The sequence below is a fragment of the Candidatus Melainabacteria bacterium genome, assembly GCA_016193285.1.
Lineage (GTDB): Bacteria > Cyanobacteriota > Vampirovibrionia > 2-02-FULL-35-15 > 2-02-FULL-35-15 > JACPSL01.
This window is the reverse complement of the sequence record JACPSL010000015.1, coordinates 1-24598: the sequence shown is the minus strand read 5'-3', so window position 1 is coordinate 24598 and position 24598 is coordinate 1. Positions and strand designations below refer to the sequence as shown.

Sequence of the window (24598 nt, the reverse complement as noted above, 5' to 3'; positions counted from 1 at the left end):
GATATTGTAACTGAGAGGAAGTGTGGAATAATAATTAGAAAGGCTCTTGGCCTTTATTAATGGATAACTTAACAAGGAGGTTAGTTATATGCAAACAATGGATTTACCAATACCTAAAGTAGAAGGTCCTTCATGTTTTGATGCTGAAAGTTGTTTCTTTCAGTCAGTAGCTCAGAAAATAAGTTTCATTGATGAAAACTTATTAAAAGTTTTAAATAGTTTTAGACGTGAGATTTGTATGGAGATCCCTCTAAGAAAAGATGATGGAAAGTTAATTACAGTAAAAGCTTACAGAGTCCAACACAACAATGCTAGAGGTCCCTATAAAGGTGGTTTTCGAATACACCAGCAAGTAACTTTAGAAGAAGTACAAATGCTTGCAAACCTAATGACATGGAAAGGTGCTGTTGTAAATATTCCTTTTGGTGGTGCAAAAGGTGGTATAGCTATAGATCCAAGTACACTTACTAGAACTGAACTTGAAAGATTAGTTAGAGCTTATACTTACAACTTAGGAGATAATATCGGCCCACATACTGATATCCCTGCTCCTGACGTGAATACAAACTCTCAGACAATGGCTTGGTTTTATGATGAATACTCAAAATCTCATAGTACAAATGCTCTTGGTGTTGTTACTGGAAAACCTATTGGTCTTGGTGGATCTGAAGGTAGAGAAGAAGCTACTGGTCGTGGGACAATGTACATTTTAAGAGAGATTGCAAAAGATCTTAAGATAGATCTAAGTAAGACCAATATTTTAATTGAAGGATTTGGAAATGTTGGTTATCATGCAGCAAGATTAATCCATGATGAATTAAATGGAAAAATTGTAGGTGTTTCTTCTTCAAAGGGAGGCATTTATAATCCAAATGGAATTGATGTAAAAGCTGCTCATGAGTACTATACAAAAAACAAATCTTTAAGAGGTTTTCCAAATGTAGATTTTATGTCAGGAGAAGAATTCTTACTTGCAGACTGTGATGTCTTAATTCCATGTGCTCTTGAAGGATCAATAAATAATAAGATTGCTGATAACACTAATGCAAAAATTATTATTGAAGGAGCAAATGGACCAGTAACAGCACAAGCAAATGAAATTCTTATTGATAAAAGGAGAGTAGTGGCTCCTGGAATTTTAGCTAATGCTGGTGGTGTAATTGTTTCATACTTTGAGTGGGTGCAAAACTTACAACAGTTTTATTGGCCTCATGAAGAAGTAAATAAGAAACTTGAAAAAATAATAGTAGATGCTTATGTTAAGGTACGTGATTTATCACGTGCTAAAAAAATATCCTTACGTCAAGCAGCTTATACTGTTGGCCTTGAGAGAGTAGCACAAGCCTGTATCTTAAGAGGAACAGGGTTTTAATTCCATCTCCATCCTTTAAGAGTAAATTCCCAGCTATTTAGCCATAACCGGTTTTGGTACTGGGATTTAGTAACCTCACTTGCATTTGAAAAAGGGTATAAGTAAAAGAACATTAAGATAGTTGAAATTATTGTAAACTGTAAAAGTGGTTGCAGGTAAGTAAACTTTTGATATAGTTTCACAAATGTATATTCAAGAATCAGGATAAGAAAAAATAATGCTATTAAATAGTGATATAAAAACATTGGTCTTTGAATAAAAGCATAGGGTAAGTAAGAAATAAAATAACTACTTAATAAAAAAATTGACAAGTTATCTTTTTTCTTTCTAAGGAAAAATAGTTCTATTATTATTGCTAAAAGACCAAGCCACCATATGATTGGGTTTCCAAATGTTGCAATGCACCTTGCTTTGTTATGTACACGATCTGTAACTTTAAAATGAATCCATACTGGCTTGTACATAAGTGGCCATGTGTACCATTTTGATGTATCTGAGTGAGATAAATTTTTTCTTGTATGTGAACTATATGCAAGTTTGTGCCATGTAGTTATTCCTTCTATGTGATTAGATATTTTTGTGTGGTACCTCTGATTAAAATATTGGAAATTTGTCTTTTCAAATGAAAATGTTAGACAATAAGTTAGTAAAGCAACAAATATAAAAAATAAATTTATTGGTGATCTATTAACATAGTTAGGTTTTTTATTAAAAACAGCCCAAAACAATAAAATTAGAAATATAGTTACACCAGTCCACTTAACTGCTATTGCAAGCCCACTAACAATTGCTGAAAGAATATAAATTAAATAAGCAGTTTTATTATTTAATGAACTTTCACAAGAAGTTATGAATAATAAAAATGAACTAGCTATAAAAAAAATTAAAAAAATATCAACAAGTCCCATTCTGCTATATGTTAAAAATATAAGCTCAAAAGTAATAAAAAATGCAGTTAGAAGTCCTGAAAATTTATGAGTAAAGATTTTTTTTCCAATAAGATATGAAACAGGAATAAGCAATGTTCCAAATATAGCTTGAGAAATTCTCCATCCAAAAGCATTATTGCCCCAAATTAAAATCCCAAGTGCAATTAACCATCTTCCAAAAGGAGGATGATCAATAAAATAAGGTTCATTATGTAACATTTTTTGTGTGTCAACAACATAGTAAATTTCATCCCAGGTAATTTTTTCTGGATAAGTTAAATTAACCATTCTAACTATAAATGCAAATATGATAAATGCAAACAGCAGATTTTTTTCTAACTTCATTTCCTTGAAAGCTCAGTAATTAGTTGATTCACAATAGTTGGATTTGCTTTGCCATTGGTTTTTTTCATTATTTGGCCTACAAAGTATCCTCGAACTTTTTCCTTGCCATCTTTTAGTTGGTTTAATTGTTCTGGGTTTTGTTCCAAAATTTCTTTTACTATTTCTTTTAATTCATTTACATTGGTAATTTGAGCAAGTCCTTTTTGTTTTATGATTTCTTCTGCGTCAGTACCTTTACCTAAAAGTTCTTCAATGATTTCAGTTTTTGCAATGGAATCATTAATAATTCCTTTCTCAATTAAACCTAATAAATCTGAGAGTTGTTTTGGTGTCATGCAACAGTTTATGATATCGGTTTTGTGTTCTTTAAGATAAGCTGTAACTGGTCCTATTAACCAGTTTGTAGCTTTCTTGGGGTTTGCACCAAGTCTAACGACTGCTTCATAAAATTCAGCCATATTTCTATCTTCGATAAGGACTTTAGTGTCTTCTATGCTAAGTCCAAACTCTTTTGGATATCTTGTTTTTTTTGCATGTGGTAATTCAGGTATTGTTTCTTTTATCTCATTAATCCACTTTTCTGAAATTTCAAGTGGTACAAGATCCGGTTCAGGAAAATATCTATAGTCATGAGCTTCTTCTTTGCTGCGCATTGAAATGGTTTTTCCAGAGCTTTCATCAAAAAGTCTTGTTTCTTGAATTACTTTTCTGCCGCCATCTAAAATTTCTGTTTGTCTTTCTATTTCTGATTCAAGAGCTTTTACAAGTGATTTAAAACTATTTACATTTTTAATTTCAGTTCTTGTACCAAAAGTATTACTTCCTGTAGGCCGTAAACTAATGTTTACATCACATCTCATCGAACCTTCTTCTAAATTGCCGTCACAGACATCAAGATAACGCAATATGCTTCTTAGTGTTTGAGCGTAATCTTTTGCTTCTTCAACAGACCTTAAATCAGGTTTACTTACAATTTCAATAAGCGGGGTTCCTGTTCGATTAAAGTCTACTAAACTATATTCAGAGCCATGTAATCTATCTGAGCCAGCATGAACTAATTTTCCAGCATCTTCTTCCATATGAATTCTTATAATGCCAATTTTTTTTTCTTTTACTCCGTTTACTTCAAGATATCCATCTAAACAAATTGGTTGATCGTATTGGGATATTTGATAATTTTTTGGCAAGTCTGGATAAAAATATTGTTTTCTATCGAACTTGCAATGTTTAGCAATTTTACAATTTAGTGCTAGACCAGTTTTAATTGCATAAGCAACCACTTGTTTATTTAAAACAGGTAATACTCCAGGCATCCCTAAACATACAGGGCAAACATTTATATTTGGCTCAGCGCCAAAATCTACAGGGCAGGTACAAAAGATTTTAGTCTTTGTTTTTAATTGAGCATGAACCTCAAGACCAATTACAACTTCGTATTTTGTTTGTGTTACTGGCATAATGTATATTGTACATGATAAATAAATCTCTCTTAATCCCATATATAACAGCAGGGTTTCCAACTAAAAAATTATTTGTACCAATTTTAAAAACTTTGTCAATTTCAGGTGCAGACTTTATAGAAGTTGGTGTACCTCATTCAGATCCACTTGCAGATGGTCCTGTTATTCAACATTCATCAAAAATTGCACTTGAAAATAATGTTACATTGAAATGGATCGTTGTAGAGACGCAATTAATCGCGTCTCTACAACAGAAAATCAAACCATTAATTTTATTTTCATATTTTAATCCAATATTAAATTATGGCATGGAAAAATTATTACATGATCTTCCAAAGCCTCTTTTCTATGGGCTTATAATTCCTGATTTACCATTAGAAGAAGCAAAGAAATATTTGCCCTTGTTTAAAAAATATAAATTACATTTAATCTTACTTGCAGCACCACCAACTAAAAAAGAAAAAATAAAAAAAATTACAAAATCATCCACTAGTTTTATTTATCTTGTTTCAGTTACTGGTACGACTGGTGTAAGAAAAAAAATCCCACAAGAACTAAAAAACAAAATTCAAGAAATTAAATCTTTTACAAGAAATCCTGTTGTTGTAGGTTTTGGAATTAGTAATTCAAAGCAAGCAAAACAAATAATTGCATATGGTGCAGACGGAGTAGTTATTGGAAGTGCTTTGATTAAGGTTTTAGGCAAGAAAAAAGGAAATTTAATAAGGTTAGAAAATTTTGTTAAGAGCTTTGTAACTACTTAGCTTGTGTAGCTTAACTAAATTTACTTTAACATCTTCACATAAAAATAATTTAGCAAATCTTTGAAGCTTTTCTTCCCCGGCAGTTGCATAGATAGATATTTGTTGTTTATTACCGGTGCATGGTATTAAATGTTTTTCTAGTTCTTTTATTAATGCATCTGTTGGGTCAATGATTTTTATTTTAATTAGTTTTTGTAAAACTTCATTAATAAGTGGATAATGAGTGCAACCTAAAATTAAAGCTTGTGAATCATTTGGGATTTGATTTATATATTTTTGTAATGTCTCACTTTGTTCTTTGTGATTTGTATTTAAACTTTCTATCATAGGTACTAATTTTGGACATGCGATTTCACTAACTTCGATTTTTTGATTTAAATTATTAATTGAGTTTTTATATGCTTTATTTTCTACTACCAGACTAGTTGCCCAAACTGAAATTTTTAAGTAATTTGAGTTTGCAATTTCTTTTGCACAAGATTTGATCATTCCGTAAATAGGAACTGTAGGGGCAGGATTTATTCTGCCCTGCTCGCACAATACAGAAGAGCTAGTATTACATGCCATAATAATTGTTTTTGGATTAAACCTTGAAAGCCACTCTATAATTTCACTTGCAATTTCTTTAATTTCTTCTTTTGTTTTATCTCCAAATGGTACTCTTGCTAAGTCAGCAAAATAAATATAATTTTCATTTGGGAATTTATTTATAAGTTTTTTAAGGACTGTTAGTCCGCCAATGCCTGAGTCAAAGAGACAAATAGGTTGCTGTGTCATTGTTTTTTGTTCTTTGTTCCTTCTTTTTCCTCTTTCGCCGATACGCCGTTACGCCCATACGCTGTTTCGCCTTTCTTCGGTTCTATATCAAGAAACTTAAGTATAGCTTCTGCAATTGCTTTTGCAAACTCGTCTTGAGTTTTTGAGTTTGTTAACAATTGCCTGTCTTCGTAGTTACTTAAAAATGCAAGTTCAGCTAATACAGCTGGTGAAGACGAATGGCGTATTACATAAAACCTTGCTTTTCTTATATAATGGTCAGGAATTTTAATATTATTTAAGATACTTCTGTGTACATAATATGCTAGTTTTTGACTTTGCATGGACCAGTAATATGTTTCTATACCTCTGATTTTTCTTGAAGTAACAAGTGCATTTGCATGGATGCTTATAAATACATCTGGTCTAATACTGTTTGTTATTTCAACTCTTTCAGCTAGTGACAAAAAACTATCATCTTCTCTTGTTAAAAATACCTTAATTCCAAATTCTTCTAACTGTTTTTTTAGCTTTTCAGATATTACAAGATTAATATCTTTTTCCTCAAAGCCTCCGTAACTAGCTCCTATATCATATCCTCCATGCCCTGGATCAATTATGACTTTAATCCCTGCTCTTCTTGCAATTTCTTCCCTTTCTTTATTAATATTTAATTTAATCTTTAATTTGTTTCCAAGCAAACTTGGATCTATTTTATAGTCAATATTTTGTTTGGCTAAATCAATTACTATTCTTGTAGCTTCTATTCCGCTTGCAGCACGACCTACACGTATCCCAGATACAAGGGGAGAAGAAGTAAATCGTGGCAATGGACTCTCAGGAGGAAGAATGTTTAATAAATCTATTGCAAGCCTGTCCGGGTTTTGTAAAAAGTATGAATTATATTTCATTGGTTTAGTTGCTGATATTTCAATAATAGTTTCATCTTCATCTTTTTTTTCAGTGGTTATTTCTTTTAAATTTCCAGGTGTTGATTTTTCTTTTATATTTTCACCATTGTTGCTTTCAACAAGATCAGAATCAATCCTTGCAATTCTTACTATCAAAATTTTTTCATTATTTGTAAGATAAGATTTTCTGTTTATTGATTGTGTGCCTGTAAATATGACTCTTAAAGTATTTAAGGATGGCTTTGAGATTATAACTTTTTCATCTGATTCACTCTTAAATGATTTATTAATCTCACTTTCGCCAACTGTACAATTTAAAATGTCTATAATTAATCTATCTGGCTCTTTAAGTCTGGATTCAACATAACTAATTTTATTTGTTGCGTTAATAGTTAAAGAATTGTTACTCCAATAAATTGAAGTTACTTGATTTTTAAGAGTTTGTGCAAATGCAAAATTAAAAGAGCTAAGTAATAAAAAGATAAATAAAAAATTTCTATATTTATTTTTCATTTTTTATAAAGGTGACAAATATCTTTTTATCATTTTATGAGGTGTTAGTTTACATTCATTTAAAAATTGATTTAATGTGTTATCTATGATAGATTTTCTAATTTTTTCAACCAAATTAATTACAAAACAGATATTGTGGATACTTAAAAGTGTTGGACCTGTTGGTTCGTTAGCTTTAAGTAAGTGGCGTATGTATGCTTTTGTATGATTTGTGCAACTATAGCAATTGCAGTCTTTATCTAAGCTTGAAAAATCTGAAATAAACTCTGCATTTTTAATTATTTTTCTTCCTTCATTTGTATAAAATGTACCATGTCTAGCAATTCTTGTTGGCATTACACAGTCAAACATATCAGCACCACAAAGAATCCCATATATTAAATCTTCAGGAGTTCCTATGCCCATTAGATATCTAGGTTTATCCTTTGGTAAGTTTTTTAATGTATAAGCAATAATTCTATAAATATCTTCTTTTTCTTCCCCTACACTCACTCCACCAATTGCAATCCCTTCAGGATTTAAGTTTGATATAAAATCAATACTTTTTTGTCTTAAAGTTTCATTAGTTCCACCTTGCACGATTAAAAATAGCGATTGTAAATCTTTCTTTTTATGTGCTTGCTTGGATCTTATAGCCCAAGCATGAGTTCTTTCTAAAGACATTTCAAGTTCTTCTTGAGTACATGGATAAGTAGTACAATCATCAAAAGCCATTATTATATCTGCACCAAGTTTGTTTTGAATGTTAATTGCTTCTTCAGGGTTTATAAAATGTTCTTTGCCACTGTAAGGGTCTTTAAAAAAAACACCATCATTAGTAATTTTACTTTTTCCAAATCTTCCATGGCTAAAGATTTGAAATCCACCTGAGTCAGTTAAAATTGGCTTGTGCCAATTTGACCAATTGTGTAATCCACCTGCTTTTTCAATTACATCTACACCAGGTCTTAAATAAAGATGATATGAATTAGCTAAAAGAATTTCTGCATTTGTTGATTTAAGCTGATCCATTGTTAAAGTTTTTACAGTTGAATTTGTACCTACAGGCATAAAGACTGGTGTTGGTACTTCACTGTGAGACAGTTCTAGTTTGCCAGCTCTGGCACTGTAAGTAGAATCTGATTTTTCTAGTGTAAACTTCATTGTCATGTTACTATTTTACATTGATATGACAAAACTTCTAATTAAAAATGGCAGATACTTAAATCCAAAAACAAATGAAGATGAACATCTTGATTTATTAGTACAAAATGGAAAAGTTGTTGAGTTAAAGAAAGATATTGTATCTAATGGGGAAGCAAAAGTTATTGATGCAAAAAATTACTGGGTAGTACCTGGATTGATTGACATCCACTGTCACTTAAGAGATCCTGGTCAGCCAGAAAAAGAAACCATTGAGACAGGTACAAGAGCAGCAGCAAGAGGTGGTTTTACAAGCATTTGTCCTATGGCAAACACTAAACCACCAATTGATAGTGCAGCTCTTGTTGAGTATGTAAATAAAACAAACCAAGAATCTGGTTCAGTAAATATTTTTCAGGTTGCAGCAGTTAGCAAAGGTTTAATGCAAGAAGAAATCACACCTTTTGAAGAATTAAGAAAAGCTGGCGCAGTTGCATTTTCAGATGATGGTGGTAAACCAATTGAGAATTTAAAACTTTTAAGACATGCTCTAGAATATGCACAAATAATAAATGCAAACATTATTAGCCATGCAGAAGATTCAAGACTTTGCTCCGGTGGAGTTGTTCATGAAGGATATTGGTCATATAAACTTGGTATACCAGGGATACCAAGTGCTAGTGAAGCAGCATGTGTTGCTAGAGAAATAGAGCTTGTAAAACAAACAAAAGGGAAAATTCACTTTGCTCATATTAGTACAAAAGAAGCAGTTGAATTAATAAGACAAGCACAGGAAGATAGGCTAAATGTTACAACTGAAGTAACCCCACATCATTTAGTTTTAATTGATGAAGATATGCAAGACTATAGTCCAAATAAAAAAATGAATCCGCCTTTGCGATCAAATAGTGACAAGGAGGCTTTAATTAAAGCAGTTCTTGATGGTGTTATAAGTGTTTTTGCAACTGATCATGCACCTCATACTATTGAAGAAAAATCCAGCTCTCTTATAGAAGCCCCATTTGGAATTATTGGTTTTGAAACCGCATTGCCACTTTATTTGGAAGTTTTTTATCATAGTAAGTTGCTATCGCCACTAAGTTTTATAAAAATGCTTACACTAAACCCAGCGAAAATACTAAATATTCCAAGAGGTTCAATATCAGTTAATGATGTTGCAGATATTACAATTATTGATCCAGATTTTTCTTGGACTTATGATGTAAACAATTCTTTTTCTAGGTCTAGAAATTCACCTTTTCATAATAGGAAGTTAAAAGGTAAAGCACTTTTTACAATTGTTTCTGGTGAAGTTGTTTCTAAGAATTAAAACAACAATGAAAAAATTGTTTTTTATTTTTCTATTAATAGGTAATTTATTTTTTCTCCCTGTACAAGTCTTGCCAGATGTAGATCCCCCTAAATATTACTTTACTAAAGAAACAAAAGAATATAAGCCAGGAATAAAAAGACATTTAATTCGTACAATTACTAAGAAAGGTCCTGTTGTTGCAAATGTTTTAGAAATTGATTTATCAAATGAAAACATTTCAGTTAAAGTAGGCTTACCTGATGCAAAGAAGATTAAAGCAAAAGAAACTCTTTTAAATATTGTTAAACATGAAATGGCTTATCTTGGGATTAATGCAAATTATTTTGATGTAAAGCTAGGAAATCCACTTGGGACACTTATTACAGAAGGTACGTGGTTGGTTGGGCCTGTTTATGATAGAGTTGCTATTGGTTTTTCAAAAGATAAAAAAGCTTTTGTTGATCAAGTTATGCTTGTAGGAAATGCAACTACTTACAGGGGTTTTAGAAGAAAACCTGTAACCACTTTTGAGATTGATGGTTTAAATACTCCACCACATTTTTATAATAAAATTAGTTTATTTACCATTAATTGGGATGAAGAGTTGGTTTTACCTTCTTCTAAGACTGGTGTGATTGTAAAAAATGGTTGTATAAAAAAAATAGTTAATGATAGAGCAGAAATTCCAAAGAAGGGTTATGTACTTGTAAGTAATGCAAATTATGTTTTGAATTATCTAAAAAGGAAAGATCGTTTAAAAATTAAGTGGCAGAGTCACCCTGACTGGTCAAATGTAGTTGAAGCAGTTAGTGGTGGACCTTATTTAATAATGAACGGGGAGATCTATGTAGATGAAATTAACCAAAAGTTTAAGTTTGCAAAGAAAGAAACTTACACTGCACGAAGTGCTGTTGGTGTAGATTACAATGGTAAGCTTTACCTTATAGTTGTAGATAGCAAGGATGACAATCATTCTGTTGGTGTTACTTTACAAGAACTAGCAGAACTTTTAAAAAAACTAAATTTAAAAGAAGCAATTAACTTGGATGGTGGCGGGTCAAGTACTTTAGTAGTTGATGGGAAGATTATAAATAAGCTTAGTGAAAGACATGAAAGAAAAATTAGTAGTGCGTTACTAATTTTCTATCATCATTTTTAAAGACTCATTTTTAAAACATTTATCAATTTGTGAAGGCAAGTCTTTTAATTTAATAATGTCAGTAATTAAATTTCTTAGCTTTATTTTTCCTGTAATAATTAACTGATGTGCTTCTTTTAAGGCTATTGGTGATGGTGAATAACTTCCAATTATTGTAAGCTCACGATAGTAAATCTCGTTGTTGAAAAATCCTTGTTCTCTTGGAACACTTGAAAAAACAATGATTGTTCCTCCTGGCCTAATGCAATTAATTGCTGTAGGTAAACTATTTTCACTGCCACTAGCTAGGAGGATTATATCTACTCCTCTTCCTTCAGTTTTATTTAGCATCCAACTTTTTAGTTCAGGTGAATTTGCCAAGTAACCATCATGGATTGCTGTCATTTCTTTTGCTAATGTAATTCTCTTTTGTAAAATATCAATTCCAAACGTTTGAGCTCCTTTTTCAATACATAGTTTTCCTAACATTATGCCTATAGAGCCTAGTCCACAAATTAAAACTGAATTGCTTGTAGAAATATTAGCTCTCTTTACTGCACGTAAGCAACAAGCCAGTGGTTCTGTAAGTGCAATCTCATAATCTGAAACAGTACTTTTTGGAATAAGAAATGTAGTTTGTTCAAGATGTGCTCTGGATAATTTTATAAACTCAGAGAAACCACCAGGATATAAATTAGTGTTTTTAAATTGCTCACACATTGAAAAATTTCCACTTTTACAAAAATAACAATTTAAACATGGTACATGATGAGCTACTACAACTTTTTGTGAAGAAGTCCATTTTCTAACATGGCTTCCTACTTCAACAATTGTTCCAACAACTTCATGGCCTAAAACTGTACCTTCTGAAATAAGATTTTTTTTAATTTTTACTAAGTCAGAACCACAAACTCCACAAACATCTACTTTTAACAAGGCCTCATCTTCTTTTATTTGAGGAATTGGAGCTTCAATTATTTTTAACTTTTCTTTGTTGTCGTATGTTACACAAAGCATACTTAATATTGTATATTATGCTCTTAAGCTGCCATACTAAAAAACTTTTCAAATGGTCTTGTAACAGTAGCCATTCCTTTGCCGCAGGTTTGTACTGCATGCCAAAAAACTGCAGGAAGTTCACCAATATTACCAGCTTTTAGGTCTCCAATTCTAATAGAACTTTCTTGTAATAGCCAGTTTGATAAGTAGTAAGGAAGATTTTTATCCCCCATTTCAATTACGTTTACAAAGTCCAGTATGTTTAGTGGTGAAAAGACGAATTGAGCAATTGCATTTCTAAATTTAAAAACCTCTTTAATGTCATTTTTATATTTAATTGGATTAGTAATCATTTCAAAAAAGTCGTTTGACTCTAGTTTTGGTTTTTTAAACTTTGCATTGTCATCTTCCTTGATATTTCCTAAACTTACATCTATTTCAGCATCAATAATTTTTTCTAGTTCTTCTTGAATTTTGTCATATATCTTATATTGATTAAAGAAACCATCAACTTCAGAGTCGTTAAATCTTGATGCTTCTTTAAGATATTTTTTAAATCTGACTTTTGCTTCTTTAATTATATTTTCTTTCCTGTCTTTTAAGATCTTACCCCATTCATTTGGAAGTGGATCTTTTTTTGCTTCTTTAGTTTTAGTAACTACTTGATTACTTACTTCATCAATAACTTCATACTCTGTGCTTTCAAATATTTTTTTGTATAGGTCTTCCCTTAGAGGCCTATAACATTCTTGTTCAGCAATTGTTTTATAGATATCGTTATATAAGAATTTTTTACCTGTATTTTTTTCAATAAGGTTTCTTGCAAAGTCAGAAGCTTTTTTAGCCCATCCTTTATTTGGGTTAAATAAATAATCTCTAACTTTTCTTGGGTCTAAATATTTTAGATCATCAGGTTTATCAAGTACTCCTCTTAGTCTGTTTATTGTATTGCACCCATAGAATGCAACTGTTGTAACTGTTTGTGGGAGTCTTACAAATAAACCATAGAGGGTTGTGAAATAAGCATGTCCTGCAAATGCTGCGACGTTAAGTATTTTGTCAAGAGATCTTACTGAACTTATTGAATCTTCTGTTTCTTTATTATGAAATCCATGGATAAAGTGATCAAATGATGGGAAGAGTACAGCTATCATTCCTAATGGAGAAGCAACAGCTTGCATAATTTTCCCAAACTCTCTTCCTAAACCTAATGTTTTTCCAATAGCACTATCATTTGTAGCTGTTGTGTGCCACCAGTTTTTTGCTTTTTGAGCATACTTATAAACCATAGAATCTTCTGGAATAGCATTCTTTAGCTGATCAGTCATTTCTAATGTTCTAATTGATGTATCAAAAGATTTACCTATAAATGTTGGAATCCAAAGGATAGAACTCATGAAGGTTCCTAAAAAAGTTGTAACTGGTGCTTCAAAAAACCGTTCCTTTATAGATGAAAAATCGCCTTTAAATAAATCAATTATTGTCAATAGCCCAGTCATAAATTGGTGAGCTTGTGGAGTAACCGCTGCATTATCACTACCAATATCTCCAACAGTGCTTACTAATTTTCTTTCGTTTTCAAGTCTTAATCTCTTTTCATCTGAAAGATTCGAAGAGGCAAGTTGAAGTGATTTTACAAGTGTAAGAGCTCTTCCACCTGTATAAGAAAGGAGAGTAAATAGTATATGAGGCATGTTAATTAAAGTAGTAAGCATGTGGCCTTTAGATTGAGTGGCCTTTTCTAATGGTTCAAAAGCAGTCATTGGTGCAAAAGCTATACTTAAAAATGGATAAACTATTTCTATTAGTCTGTTACTACTTTGTTCTGTAGGATTTTTTACTCTATATTCTTCGTGTTCACCGTATGCAGTAGTAATTGGCATTAGGAATGTAGCTGGAATTGCAAATATGCTACTTATTGTCCTGCCTAAAGATCCAACTTTTTTAAAACCATCATCTAAACCAGCTTTAAAAAATACTCCAATAGCTGCTAGCGCTCCTAATCCACATCCAACTGCTAATCTTGCAGTGGTTTTATTTTTTTCACAAGACGGCTCATAAGGAGGTTTTCCTCCGCCTCCATTTTGTGGAGATGCTTGTATGCGAACTACAGTGGATGGACCACCAATTGAATCAACCTTTTCCATTTATTTAATTATGTAATAATAAACTAATAAAACTGCCTAGAATAAACAGCTTTAATACACAAATGTGTATAGAAGAATTGTATAAAAATTAGACATTCAAAGTCTAGAAGGATTTATAAAAAAATTATAAAAAATCATTTTAATTAAGATCTTAACCTTTTGAAAGAAGTTTTAATTACAATTTTTACCTATTTTTCTACACTTGGTTAAGAAAAAAGATTATGATATTGATCTCTGCGCCCGTAGCTCAGTGGATAGAGCAACTGCCTTCTAAGCAGTTGGTCGGACGTTCGAATCGTCTCGGGCGCGAGGGCGCTTGGCGGAATGGCAGACGCGTATGACTTAGGATCATATGGTAACACCGTGTGGGTTCAAGTCCCTCAGCGCCCATGCAGAGAATCAGAAATCAGAAAAAATATTCACGGGTCACTAGCTCAATGGTAGAGCACACGCCTCTTAAGCGTTAGGTTATGGGTTCGAGTCCCTTGTGACCCACCATTTCAGGATTTACGAATTGTCAAGTGGAGATTTTTCCGTAAGCGAAAAATCGGAACGTCGAATTCGCGAGATAACAAAAAAGCAAAGTAAATTGCAAAGGATATAATTCAATATCCGAAGCAATTTACGGAGCGTTATAAAAAAAAGCACACGCCTCTTAAGCGCTAGGCTGTGGGTTCGAGTCCCACAAGACCCAAATTTCAAGAATTAAATCATTATAAATATTGTTTTGAAATATATGGACTATCTATCATAAAATTTAACCCCTTTAAAATTTTTTAGGTTTTTTATCTCTTCATCAGCCACATAAAATCCTATTTTTCTTCTTGGTTTTATTTCAGGTTCAATTAATTTCTTTATAGCTTCAAATACAATTTGGAACTGAGCATCGTATTTTTTCTCCATATTTTCAATTTTAATTTTTAAATCTTTGTGGTTTTCAATCATTTCTCTAAGTTTGGTAAATGTTCGCATGATTTGAATATTTACTTGTATAGCTCTTTTACTATTCAAAACTGTTGATAACATTGCAATGCCTTGTTCAGTAAAAGCATATGGCAAATGTCCTCCTAAGCTCTGTTTTGGAGGTATCACATTTTGTGATACCATGTTTCCTACTTCTTCTTTTGTTAGCTGAAACATAAAATCTTCTGGAAATCTTTCCTTATTTCTTTTAACTTGTTGTCTCAGGGCTATAGGTTTAACTTTATAAAGCTCAGCCAGATCTTTATCCATCATCACCTTTTTGCTACGTAGAAGAAATATCCTTGTTTCAATTGTTTCTATTGGGATTAATGCTGTGCTCATATTATATGGTTTTCTTAGCTGCTGATTTTATATCTTAAAGTCGATGTAGTCAATGATGTAACCAATGGTTACATTAAGCTTCTTGAGCTAGCTTAGGAATATACAAATACCTCTTATGTTCTGTAATTTTGATTCTAACATTTCCCACAAGATCCAACTTTTTTTAATCAATTCTCAAACTTAGATTTAGAAATAAATAGTGAACCTATAAATAAAATTAAAAATAATAAAACTAGTAATATTTGACAAATTAAATACATTGATTAAATTTCCAATTTCTAGAATGACATTCCCATTTTGAAATAAGTAAACTTAGGGATATCTTTAACCAATTAATTTTCTAAGATTGGGATTTGATTTTTTTAATAATAGTTTTGCTTTTTGTAAGTCACATTTCTTGAAATGCATTACTATTGCTGCTTTTGTGTTGCTTTTTGATTTTTTAAATAAAGTAGTAGCTTTGTTAAGCGGTACTTTACAAATATTAGAGATAATCCTGATTGCACGATTAACTAGTTTTTTATTTCTAGGCTGAACATCAATCATTAAGTTATTGTAAACTTTTCCACGTTTTATCATAGTGATTGAACTAATCATATTTAAAATAATTTTTTGTGCTGTGCCAGACTTTAAGCGGCTTGAATCTGAGATTATTTCTTGGTGTATATTTGGCGAGATAGCTGCATTAGCAGTTTTTGAGAGTGTTGAATTTGGATTTGAAGTTATTGCAATTGTAGTTGCTTTAATTTTTTTTGCTTTTTTCATTGCACTAACTGTATATGGTGTTTCTCCACTAGCAGAGATTCCAATTAATACATCATTTTTTAAAAACTTAATTTTTTTTAAATCTTGAATTGCATTTTTTGTGCTATCCTCTGCTCCTTCTTTTGCTTGAAAGATCGCTCTTTTACCACCTGCAATTATTGCTTGAAATGTATTAGTGCTAAAAGTAGGCTTACATTCAGCAGCATCTAAAATTCCAAGTCTCCCACTTGTTCCTGCTCCTATATAAATTACTCTTCCGGTCTTTTCCTTTATCAAATTTATTGCTTTAACAATGCTTGATTTTTGTTTTTTTAATATGTTGATTGTTTTTTGTTCTTCTTTTAAGAAGAGTTCTACCAATTGTTTTATACTCATTAAATCTAAATTGTTTTTATCTTTCATTTTTTAATTCTCAATTCTCAATTATCCTCTTTACCGCCATCTTTGTAATGCTATTAAAAATTGGTCCACAGACAGTATTTCCCCAACCCCCACCAGTTTTTGGATCATCAATTACTACAAGTGCTAAAATCTCAGGATTATCTGCAGGGAGATAGCCAATAAATGAAGCTACAGTGTGGCCAGCCCAATATCCTTTTCCATCAGGTCTAATTTTTTGAGCGGTTCCTGTTTTTCCTGCTACTTCATAATTAGGTACATCTCCTCCAAGATAAGACATTGATTTTAAATTTTCTTTTACACTTTGTTTTAAAAGTGCTGAAATATAATCTGCAATCTCTTGTGAAATTATTTGTTTGCTTTTAATATTATATGGGCTTGGATTAATAAGCTTGTAATCATTATTCCATGTGCCTTTTAGTACATGAGGCTGAGTCCAAGTGCCATGGTTAGAAATTGCAGCTACTGCACAAGCTAGTTGTAATGGTGTTACTGAAACCGCACCTTGACCAAATGCTGTTGTAGCCAAATCAATTTTTTTCCATTTTTTATAATCTAGTAGCAAGCCTTCAGATTCTCCAGTAAGGTCAACATTTGTCTTTTTACCTATCATAAAATTCTTAATTGAGTTATAAAAGATATAAGGTCTCATTGAAAGTCCAACTTGAGCACTTGCTACATTGCTTGATTGTTTGAACAGCTCAAGCAAGTTAATTTGTTGAGGTTTATTTTTATGATGATTTCTAATAATCCTTTTTTCAACCGTAATGCTTCCTGGATCATAAAATATGGATTCTTTTTGAATAGTCATACTTTCTAATGCACTGGAAACAGTAACAATCTTAAAAGTTGACCCAGGTTGATAAATGTCAGTTATTGACCAGTTTTTAATAGCCTTCTCTTTATAAAATTGATTTGGATCAAAATTAGGATAAACAGCCCATGCAAAAACTTCTCCACTTTTTGGTGACAAAACTATAATTGCTCCACGTTCAGCTCTGGATTTTACAATAGCCTTATTTAATTCTTCTTCCGCAAATTCTTGTAAAGCTGAATCTATGGTAAGTATAATATCAGTTCCTTTGGGGAATAAGTATGATTTATTATTAGATATTTTTGTTATTAGGTTTTCATGAAAATGTTCAACCCCATGTTGTCCTTTATGGTCATTGTTTACAAAGCCAATTAAATGAGAAGCCATTCTTTTATGTGGATATGCTCTGGTTACTTTAGGTCTTGTGTATACAAACCTTAAGTTTTCTTTTTGAATTTTATTTGCAATATTTTCACTGATTCCTGAAAACATTTTTGTGTCAATTTTCTGATTTAATTTTATTTTTAATTCAGTAGGATTGACCTTAAGTAAATTTGCTAGTTCTGTGATTTTTTCTTCTGGTATAGAGCTTAAATTTCGTATATTGTTATATAAGTCATAGGTAATCAAGTCTAATGCCAGTAAGATTCCGTTTCTATCTCTAACATCTCCTCTTAGAAAAATTTGTTGTTTAAAAAATTGCTTTTTAGCTTCTGATATTAGTCCTGATGATTTTAATATTTGTAATTTGAATAGCTGTATCCAGACAAGTATAAAAATTAATAATAAAAGACATTGCCATATTTGAAATCTAAGTTTATATCCTAATCTCATCTTAAATTTTGATTATAAACTAAACCTGATATTCTAAAATCCAGAAAATTGGATTGAAGGATATTTATTTAAAGTTAATAGCTTTTTATCCTGATCTTTGTATGAGTATTTAGAATACTTAAGATCTGTTTTTATGCTAAGAACTTCTTTAGAGTCCTTGAGTGAGAAGTTATTTATATTTGAAAATAGTTTACTGTAAGTAGAAACTTCTTGTTCCTTGGCAGTGAGAGTAAGGTTTTTATTTGTTAAACTTTTTGCCAAGCTAATCATTTGAAAATTCTTATTCTGAATTGGTAAATAAATACTTGTGATTCCAATACAAGTAATGGTCATTAAAAGTGAAGATAAAAAAGTAAATCTTAGAGTGTATTTAAGTAAAAGAGGTGAATCAATTCTTAAACCAAAAGGAAGAGTAAATATTTTAGGAATTGTTGGTGCAGTGGTAAATGCATCAACACTATAAGGTGTGTTTAATACAAGAGAACCAAGCATTTGATTTTTTTGAAATTGATATTGGGGCATTTGGTTGTTTTTCAGCTGCTCTTAATTTAGCACTTCTTGATCGTGGGTTCTTTTCTATTTCACTATCAGATGGAGTTATTGGTTTTTTAGTTAGAGGAATTAACTCATTATTATTTTTAATAAATTTTTTTACTATTCTATCCTCTAATGAATGAAAAGATATCACTGTAAGTCGGCTTCCAGGCAAGAGTAGTTCCGGAATAAAACAAAGAAATTTCTCAAGATTTATGAGTTCTTTATTGACCTCAATTCTAATAGCTTGAAAAGTTTTTGTAGCAGGATGAGTCTTAAAACGTTCTTTTGTACTAAAACATTGCAATATTAACTTTGTTAGCTCATTTGTAGTTTTAATAGACCCATATTTTTCTCTACATTTGATAATAGATCTTGCTATTTTCCGTGCATATCTTTCTTCACCATAGTTATATATAATATCTGCTAACTTATTTTCTCTATAGGTATTAATTACCTGATAAGCAGTTAAAGACTGGTTTTGATTCATTCTCATATCAAGAATGCTATTGTACTTAATGCTAAATCCTCTCTTTGGATCATCAAATTGTAATGAGCTTGTACCAAGGTCTAGAAGAACTCCTCCATCAATCTTATCTGTATTCAAACTATTAAGAATATTTTTTAATTCTAAAAAGTTTGAATGGAAAAGATAACAATTATCAAAATGTTTTAATCTTTCCTTAGCAATATTTAATATGTTTTCATCTTGTTCTATTCCTATTAATTTTCCACTATCGTTTAACCTTTTTAGTATTTCAAGACTATGACCTCCCGTACCAACTGTGCAATCAACATATACTCTTCCTTTTTTTATATTTAAAAAGTTAATAACTTCATTAAGTAGTACTGGAACATGCATTTTATATTGCGTTAAGAATTTTTAATAGTACTGCTTTTTGAGTATGAAGTCTGTTTTCAGCCTGCTCATAAATTACTTCTGAGAATTTATTAAAAACACTATTTGTTATTTCTTGCCCTTTATGTGCTGGTAAACAATGCAAAACTATTGCTTTTTTATCAGCATAAGTTAAAAGCTCATCATTAATTTGATATGGGCTAAATATTTTTTTTCGTTTTTGATATTCTTTTTCTTGTCCCATGCTTGTCCATACATCAGTGTATAAAATGTTTGCATTTTTTGCTGCTAATTTTGGATTTTCTGTAAATTCAATTTTTATTTTAGGATTTATTTTTTTTGCAATTTTTAAAAAGTATTTTTGTGGGAAGTAATTAATTGGTGAAGCAATAGAAATATTGATATTTGCTAATGCACATCCAATAAGTAAACTTTGAGCTACATTATTTCCATCTCCTATATAAGCTAGCTTTAAGCCTTGGAATCTTTTAAATATTTCATAAATTGTAAAAAGATCAGAAATTACTTGACAAGGATGTTCATCATTACTTAAGGCATTAATTATTGGGACAGTTGAATATTTACCTAAATCTATTACTTGCTTATGTTCATGAGTTCTAATTACTATTGCGCTAACATATCTGCTAAGTACATTAGCAATGTCTTCTACATTTTCTCTAATTCCAACACTAATTTCATCCATTTTTATAGTGATTACATTTCCACCTAGTTGGTGTATTCCAACTTCAAAGCTTACTCTTGTTCTTAAACTAGGTTTTGCAAAAATCAATGCAATACTTTTATTCAATAATGATTTTGATTTTAATAAAGGCTTTGCTTTTAATTTTTTTGTCAAATTTAAAATTTCATGTAAAGTAGTACCAGATAAATCTGTAATGCTTATAAAATCTTGCTTTTTTGTTTTAATACTTTTCATCTTTATATTTTACATTTTTACATCGTTTGAAATCAATACTAACGTTGCTCCTGGATAATAATAAGAAAGAATTTGTTTGTAAGTAAAGCCTTTCTCTGCAAGTGCTTTTGCGCCCCATTGTGAGAGTCCAAGCCCATGTCCATAACCTCTGCCTGCAAATTTAACAATATTATTTTCAATACTAATATTAAATTTTGAACTTGGAAGATTTAAATATTTTCGAAATTCTTCTCCTCTTATTGTTTTATTATTTGTAGTTCCAGTAATTTTTATCCAAGTAATACGGTTAGAGATGCTTTTTGAAATAGGCAGAATGTTTGTAATTTCACCAAGATTTAAACTACTTAATAGCTTGTTTACTTCTGCAATTTTATAATTTCTGTACCACTTAAAATAAGGTGAGTTGTTATCATAGTCAGGTCTTGGTTGGATGTGAATTGATGGTTTCATGTCCCAGAGATTTTCAATGCTGTCAGTATATCCACCACCACTTGAATGATACAAAGCAATTAAAGGTTTATTTTTAGAATCAACAAGTATAACTCCTCTAGTTTCTTTTACTGCATGGGAAGTTGCTTTTTTTTCTGCTCTTACACCCTTATATACCTGATCTTCTATGCTTGATTCAAGATCATATCCTTTACTTTTTCTTCTTCCTAAATATCCTAAGGCATATGATCTTGCAGCTACTGACTGGGCTTTTAAAACTTCTTTATTCCAAGTATGAGAAATTTCTGATGGAACAACGCTTAATAAGTAATCTTCTAAATCAACGTTATTTACTATAGTAATATTTTTACTCTTGCTGTTTGTTAGGATTAACAGTTCACCTCTGTACCAACTCATATTGCAATAAACTAATCCATCTTTTTTTTGTGAGGTTAATTTAAGAGGTCCAGTAAAAGCACCAATTTTAGTATTGCTTAACTTATTAGTAACACTTATAAATCCATTTATATTTTGAAGTATATAAGACTCAAGTTTTTTTGTTCTTGCAATATCTGTATTTGTAAACAAGTTTCTCAAACTAGCATTTTCGCTTGAGCCTATAGAGACTGTATCTGAAGTTATTAACAATCCAATTTTTATTTCTTTGCATATTGCACTATGTGTAAGTAAAAACAGTATAGTTAATGCAAGGATAAAAGCTATGCTATTTTTACTTGCTATTTTCATTTTCTTATAATTATGCTAAGTAGGATGCTTAAAACAATACTTATAATTATGGATGTTGCAAGGGGAAGATAAAAAGTAAAATTATCCTTTTGTATTAGTATGTCACCTGGTAATTTTCCAAACCCAATCCCGGTTTTACTAAGTAAGTATAAAAGACCACCAAGTAGGATAAGTAATACTCCAAAATATATAAAATATTTTGCTATTGATGTTAAATCCATAAATTAATTACAGCTTTGGGTCCAACAAAGATTTAAATTTCTTGCAGCAGTGGCTTCATCAACTCTACTAACAGGAGTATTATATGGTGCCCCGTTAACAATATTTGGATCCAAGATAACTTCTTTTGCAATTCTTTTCATAACTTCTATAAAATTATCTAGCTCTTCTTTTGATTCTGTTTCTGTAGGTTCAATCATAATTGCTTCTTGAACAACAAGAGGGAAATATATTGTGGGGGAATGTATACCAAAGTCAAGAAGTCTTTTTGCAATTGCTAAAGTACTTACACCTTTTGCTTTTTGTCTTTTTCCAGATAGAACAAATTCATGCATACAGTCTACATCATAAGGAAGATCATAATCATTTTTTAGTTTTTCCTTTAAATAATTTGCATTAAGCATGGCATCTTTGCTTACTTGGTTTAAACCTTCTTTACCATTAGCTAAGATGTATGCTAATGCTCTAACAAACATTCCAAAATTACCATAGAAGGCTTTTACTTTTCCAATAGAATCTTTTTTATCATAATCCCAGAAAAATTTACCATTGTTATTTTTAGTTAGTGTTGGTATTGGTAAAAATGGCTCTAACTTTTCATTACAACAAACAACACCTGCTCCTGGACCACCACCGCCATGAGGAGTAGAAAATGTTTTGTGTAAATTTAAGTGGCATACATCAAATCCCATGTCACCAGGTCTGGCAATTCCCATAATTGCATTTAAGTTTGCTCCATCGTAGTATAAAAGCCCTCCTGCAGTGTGAACCATTTTACTAATAGCAAGTATGTTTTCTTCAAAAATCCCAAGTGTATTTGGATTAGTTAACATTATTGCTGCAACTGTATCATCAAGATTTTTTCTTAAAATATCTATATCTACTTGCCCTTTGTTATTTGATTTTAGTTCTACTACTTTAAATCCACACATGCTAGCTGATGCAGGATTAGTACCATGAGCTGTATCAGGTACTAAAACCTTATTTCTTTTTTTATTGTTTTGATTTTCAAAAAATTTTTTTATCATTAAAAGCCCGGTTAACTCTCCATGTGCGCCTGCAGCTGGTTGTAAAGTAATAGCTTTAAATCCGCCTATTTCTTTTAAGTACTCACTAAGAACAAACATTATTTCAAGTGCACCTTGAACTTGTGAGGCGGGTTGCTTAGGATGAAGAGTTGTTAGGTCTTCAAATCTTGAAATTATTTCATTTAACTTTGGATTGTATTTCATTGTGCATGAACCTAATGGGTAAAATCCTTTGTCAATAGAAAAATTTTTGTTTGCAAGTTCTGAGAAATGTCTAGTTAAATCTAATTCTGAGACTTCAGGAAGATTTAAACTGCTCTGACGGATAAAACTTTTTGGAATATATTGCGATATTTCAGAAGGTTCATCTATACTTGGGAGGTTTGCTGATATCCTTCCTTTTTTAGATTTTTCAAATATTACTTTTGTCATTTCATTTCATTTTAGTTTAGTTGATTTTATTTGATATGAGCAAGGCGTGAAAAAAGACCCTTAATAGAGAGCGTAATACGCATTTATATATGACTTTTTTGAGAAAAATTGTTATTTATTCTATTTAATTGAGAATATTTTGCAGTAGAATTGTTTTTGTTGAGAAATTTATGCAACAAATATCAATGGAAATAATGGCAAGACAAGTATTTAGTCAAAATGGATATGCAATTCCAAGTGAAAAAAATTTTCCAAATAAAAAAAATATAACTTCAAATGATCATGCTGCAGATCTAAGCAATGTTTGCTATAGAGAGATAAATAAATTTCCTATAAGTCCAGGAATAGCAGCAGCTGGAATTGAAGTAGTTGGTGCAACAGCTCTTTGGAAATGTTTTCCTGGGCCTGCAACATGGGTTAATATGCTTACTACAGCTGCTGAAACTGTAAGTGTATTAATTTCAAGTTTTAAGTTTGATAAAAAAACAAAAGATGGGGTACTAGCCTGGTTTCAAGTTTTGTCAGGAATTTCTGGTTATGCTGGTACTGCTAAAGAGATATTTCTTGAAGAGAAAGAAAATAATTTTAACGATGTAGCGTTTTTAAATAAGTTATTTTTAAGCACAGCCTCATTATTAAATGTTTTTACAATGTTCTCAGGAGCAATTGAAAAGAGCATGCTATCAATGGTCTCCTGGAATAAAAATGAGAATGAAAGAGAAGTTAACGGGAGTGAGTATAGAACTAGCCTTACTACAGCATTAAGTGACAGAAGGTGTAGTGTTGAATGGTCCGTCATGTCTCTATTACCATGGCTTTCTGATATTCAAACTTTTAATTTAGGTAAAATCTTTAAATATGGACTTGATATCTTTATGCCTTACCAAGCAATAAGAGAAGGACTTGATACCTTTGTTGATAATCCAGATACAATGCTACTTCGAGAAGACATTTCACATAACTCATTTGTAAAAAGCTTTTTAAAAAACTTTGTTAATCCGTTAAAACTCTTTTCTGAAAGTAAGAAGAATTCAGCAGAAGAGACAGAAAATAAATATAAATTATGTCGACCATTTAATTATTTTTTAAAATTTTTAATCGGAACTGAAGGTGATCAAGGTGGTGCAGGACGAAATGGAATTAGAAATTATTTTCTTAAGCCATTGTTTAGATTCTTTGGTTGTAAAACTCTACCTGATTATTTCCTAGATAAAGATGAAAACATAGTAGTTGTTTTTTCTAGACAGAAACAACAAGAAACTTCCAGTGCTGATAAGGTAGCTGAACAAGAGAAAGCTCTTCCAGAACCTGCGCGAGAGCTTGTCAAAAGTTAATATCTATAGTGAGCAAATGCTTTGTTTGCTTCTGCCATTTTATGTGTGTCTTCCCGCAACTTTGAAAATTAATCTCGAGAAAAGGCGTAATTCTTGAAAATATTAAAGTTTAAACAAAAATAGATGGCCTACATATTAATTCCTGGCATTGGTAGTTGTAATTGCTTAAAGGCATACTCTGTTCCACCAACTGG

22 protein-coding genes, 3 tRNA genes and 1 pseudogene are annotated in these 24598 nt (G+C 31.1%); 9 read left to right on the top strand and 17 right to left on the bottom strand.

What is annotated here, in order from left to right; genetic code table 11:
* Window positions 1–88 precede the first annotated feature (88 nt).
* Entirely contained in the window at window positions 89–1372 is a 1284-nt protein-coding gene (locus HYY52_03405) for a glutamate dehydrogenase (protein ID MBI2995735.1), read from the top strand.
* Here the strand turns inward: HYY52_03405 and HYY52_03400 are convergent.
* Together HYY52_03400 and gatB are read right to left on the bottom strand one after the other, a co-directional pair.
* Window positions 1369–2646 (bottom strand): phospholipid carrier-dependent glycosyltransferase, encoded by a 1278-nt coding sequence (locus tag HYY52_03400; GenBank protein ID MBI2995734.1) that lies wholly within the window; start codon window positions 2644–2646, stop codon window positions 1369–1371. The two genes, HYY52_03405 and HYY52_03400, sit on opposite strands and share 4 nt — an antisense overlap.
* The gene (gene gatB / locus HYY52_03395; protein MBI2995733.1) at window positions 2643–4103 is read right to left on the bottom strand and encodes an Asp-tRNA(Asn)/Glu-tRNA(Gln) amidotransferase subunit GatB; all 1461 of its coding nucleotides are present in this window, start codon (window positions 4101–4103) and stop codon (window positions 2643–2645) included. The genes HYY52_03400 and gatB overlap by 4 nt, the downstream gene beginning before the upstream one ends.
* 14 nt (window positions 4104–4117) lie before the next feature.
* Here gatB and HYY52_03390 point away from each other — a divergent pair, with 14 nt between their 5' ends.
* Window positions 4118–4870, top strand: coding sequence for a tryptophan synthase subunit alpha (locus HYY52_03390; protein ID MBI2995732.1), 753 nt, complete (start codon window positions 4118–4120; stop codon window positions 4868–4870).
* On the opposite strand, the gene murI is transcribed toward HYY52_03390, so the two are convergent.
* The 3 genes from murI to tgt are packed head-to-tail and all read right to left on the bottom strand — an operon-like array spanning window position 4835 to window position 8199.
* Complete coding sequence (murI, locus tag HYY52_03385; GenBank protein MBI2995731.1) at window positions 4835–5647, bottom strand: glutamate racemase; 813 nt, start codon at window positions 5645–5647, stop codon at window positions 4835–4837. The two genes, HYY52_03390 and murI, sit on opposite strands and share 36 nt — an antisense overlap.
* Complete coding sequence (locus tag HYY52_03380; GenBank protein MBI2995730.1) at window positions 5644–7050, bottom strand: N-acetylmuramoyl-L-alanine amidase; 1407 nt, start codon at window positions 7048–7050, stop codon at window positions 5644–5646. Before HYY52_03380 ends, murI begins: the two co-directional genes overlap by 4 nt.
* Window positions 7051–7053: 3 nt before the next feature.
* Window positions 7054–8199, bottom strand: a complete 1146-nt coding sequence (tgt, locus tag HYY52_03375) for a tRNA guanosine(34) transglycosylase Tgt (GenBank protein MBI2995729.1) — start codon at window positions 8197–8199, stop codon at window positions 7054–7056.
* A gap of 19 nt (window positions 8200–8218) precedes the next feature.
* Here tgt and HYY52_03370 point away from each other — a divergent pair, with 19 nt between their 5' ends.
* Entirely contained in the window at window positions 8219–9502 is a 1284-nt protein-coding gene (locus HYY52_03370) for a dihydroorotase (protein ID MBI2995728.1), read from the top strand.
* Between the two features lie 7 nt (window positions 9503–9509).
* A complete protein-coding gene (locus HYY52_03365; GenBank protein MBI2995727.1) occupies window positions 9510–10643 on the top strand; it encodes a phosphodiester glycosidase family protein in 1134 nt (377 codons plus the stop codon).
* On the opposite strand, the gene HYY52_03360 is transcribed toward HYY52_03365, so the two are convergent.
* Together HYY52_03360 and HYY52_03355 are read right to left on the bottom strand one after the other, a co-directional pair.
* Window positions 10620–11639 carry an alcohol dehydrogenase catalytic domain-containing protein gene (locus tag HYY52_03360; protein ID MBI2995726.1) on the bottom strand — a complete coding sequence of 340 codons (1020 nt, stop codon included), beginning with the start codon at window positions 11637–11639 and terminating at the stop codon, window positions 10620–10622. The genes HYY52_03365 and HYY52_03360 overlap by 24 nt on opposite strands.
* Window positions 11640–11662: 23 nt before the next feature.
* On the bottom strand, window positions 11663–13768 hold the full coding sequence (locus tag HYY52_03355) for a hypothetical protein (GenBank protein MBI2995725.1): 2106 nt from the start codon (window positions 13766–13768) through the stop codon (window positions 11663–11665).
* Window positions 13769–14004: 236 nt separating this feature from the next.
* Here HYY52_03355 and HYY52_03350 point away from each other — a divergent pair.
* The 3 genes from HYY52_03350 (at window position 14005) to HYY52_03340 (ending at window position 14266) form a co-directional block, all read left to right on the top strand.
* Window positions 14005–14077: transfer RNA gene (locus HYY52_03350), tRNA-Arg, on the top strand.
* Between the two features lies 1 nt (window position 14078).
* Window positions 14079–14158: transfer RNA gene (locus tag HYY52_03345), tRNA-Leu, on the top strand.
* Between the two features lie 33 nt (window positions 14159–14191).
* A tRNA-Lys gene (locus HYY52_03340) sits at window positions 14192–14266 on the top strand.
* Window positions 14267–14509: 243 nt separating this feature from the next.
* Here HYY52_03340 and HYY52_03335 read toward each other — a convergent pair.
* From HYY52_03335 to HYY52_03320, 4 genes are all read right to left on the bottom strand, one after another.
* Window positions 14510–15073, bottom strand: coding sequence for an ORF6N domain-containing protein (locus HYY52_03335; GenBank protein ID MBI2995724.1), 564 nt, complete (start codon window positions 15071–15073; stop codon window positions 14510–14512).
* A gap of 324 nt (window positions 15074–15397) precedes the next feature.
* Complete coding sequence (locus HYY52_03330) at window positions 15398–16240, bottom strand: N-acetylmuramic acid 6-phosphate etherase (GenBank protein MBI2995723.1); 843 nt, start codon at window positions 16238–16240, stop codon at window positions 15398–15400.
* 10 nt (window positions 16241–16250) lie between these two features.
* Window positions 16251–17885: a penicillin-binding protein 2 gene (locus HYY52_03325; protein ID MBI2995722.1), complete on the bottom strand. Its 1635-nt coding sequence runs from the start codon at window positions 17883–17885 to the stop codon at window positions 16251–16253.
* 33 nt (window positions 17886–17918) lie between these two features.
* Entirely contained in the window at window positions 17919–18155 is a 237-nt protein-coding gene (locus HYY52_03320) for a hypothetical protein (GenBank protein MBI2995721.1), read from the bottom strand.
* A gap of 37 nt (window positions 18156–18192) precedes the next feature.
* On the opposite strand from HYY52_03320, the gene HYY52_03315 reads away from it, so the two are divergent.
* The gene (locus HYY52_03315) at window positions 18193–18348 is read left to right on the top strand and encodes a hypothetical protein (protein ID MBI2995720.1); all 156 of its coding nucleotides are present in this window, start codon (window positions 18193–18195) and stop codon (window positions 18346–18348) included.
* On the opposite strand, the gene rsmH is transcribed toward HYY52_03315, so the two are convergent.
* The 5 genes from rsmH to gcvPB are packed head-to-tail and all read right to left on the bottom strand — an operon-like array spanning window position 18343 to window position 23070.
* Window positions 18343–19281 carry a 16S rRNA (cytosine(1402)-N(4))-methyltransferase RsmH gene (gene rsmH / locus HYY52_03310; protein ID MBI2995719.1) on the bottom strand — a complete coding sequence of 313 codons (939 nt, stop codon included), beginning with the start codon at window positions 19279–19281 and terminating at the stop codon, window positions 18343–18345. The two genes, HYY52_03315 and rsmH, sit on opposite strands and share 6 nt — an antisense overlap.
* 1 nt (window position 19282) lies before the next feature.
* On the bottom strand, window positions 19283–20215 hold the full coding sequence (gene argF / locus HYY52_03305) for an ornithine carbamoyltransferase (GenBank protein ID MBI2995718.1): 933 nt from the start codon (window positions 20213–20215) through the stop codon (window positions 19283–19285).
* Between the two features lie 9 nt (window positions 20216–20224).
* Window positions 20225–21391 carry a SpoIID/LytB domain-containing protein gene (locus HYY52_03300; GenBank protein MBI2995717.1) on the bottom strand — a complete coding sequence of 389 codons (1167 nt, stop codon included), beginning with the start codon at window positions 21389–21391 and terminating at the stop codon, window positions 20225–20227.
* Window positions 21388–21612, bottom strand: coding sequence for a DUF2905 domain-containing protein (locus HYY52_03295; GenBank protein ID MBI2995716.1), 225 nt, complete (start codon window positions 21610–21612; stop codon window positions 21388–21390). The genes HYY52_03300 and HYY52_03295 overlap by 4 nt, the downstream gene beginning before the upstream one ends.
* Before the next feature lie 3 nt (window positions 21613–21615).
* A complete protein-coding gene (gcvPB, locus tag HYY52_03290) occupies window positions 21616–23070 on the bottom strand; it encodes an aminomethyl-transferring glycine dehydrogenase subunit GcvPB (GenBank protein ID MBI2995715.1) in 1455 nt (484 codons plus the stop codon).
* A gap of 170 nt (window positions 23071–23240) precedes the next feature.
* Between gcvPB and HYY52_03285 the strand changes: the two genes are divergently transcribed.
* Window positions 23241–24404, top strand: coding sequence for a hypothetical protein (locus tag HYY52_03285; GenBank protein MBI2995714.1), 1164 nt, complete (start codon window positions 23241–23243; stop codon window positions 24402–24404).
* On the opposite strand, the pseudogene HYY52_03280 reads toward HYY52_03285, so the two are convergent.
* A pseudogene (locus HYY52_03280) lies at window positions 24401–24466 on the bottom strand (30S ribosomal protein S7). The gene HYY52_03285 and the pseudogene HYY52_03280 sit on opposite strands and share 4 nt — an antisense overlap.
* Between the last annotated feature and the right edge of the window lie 132 nt (window positions 24467–24598).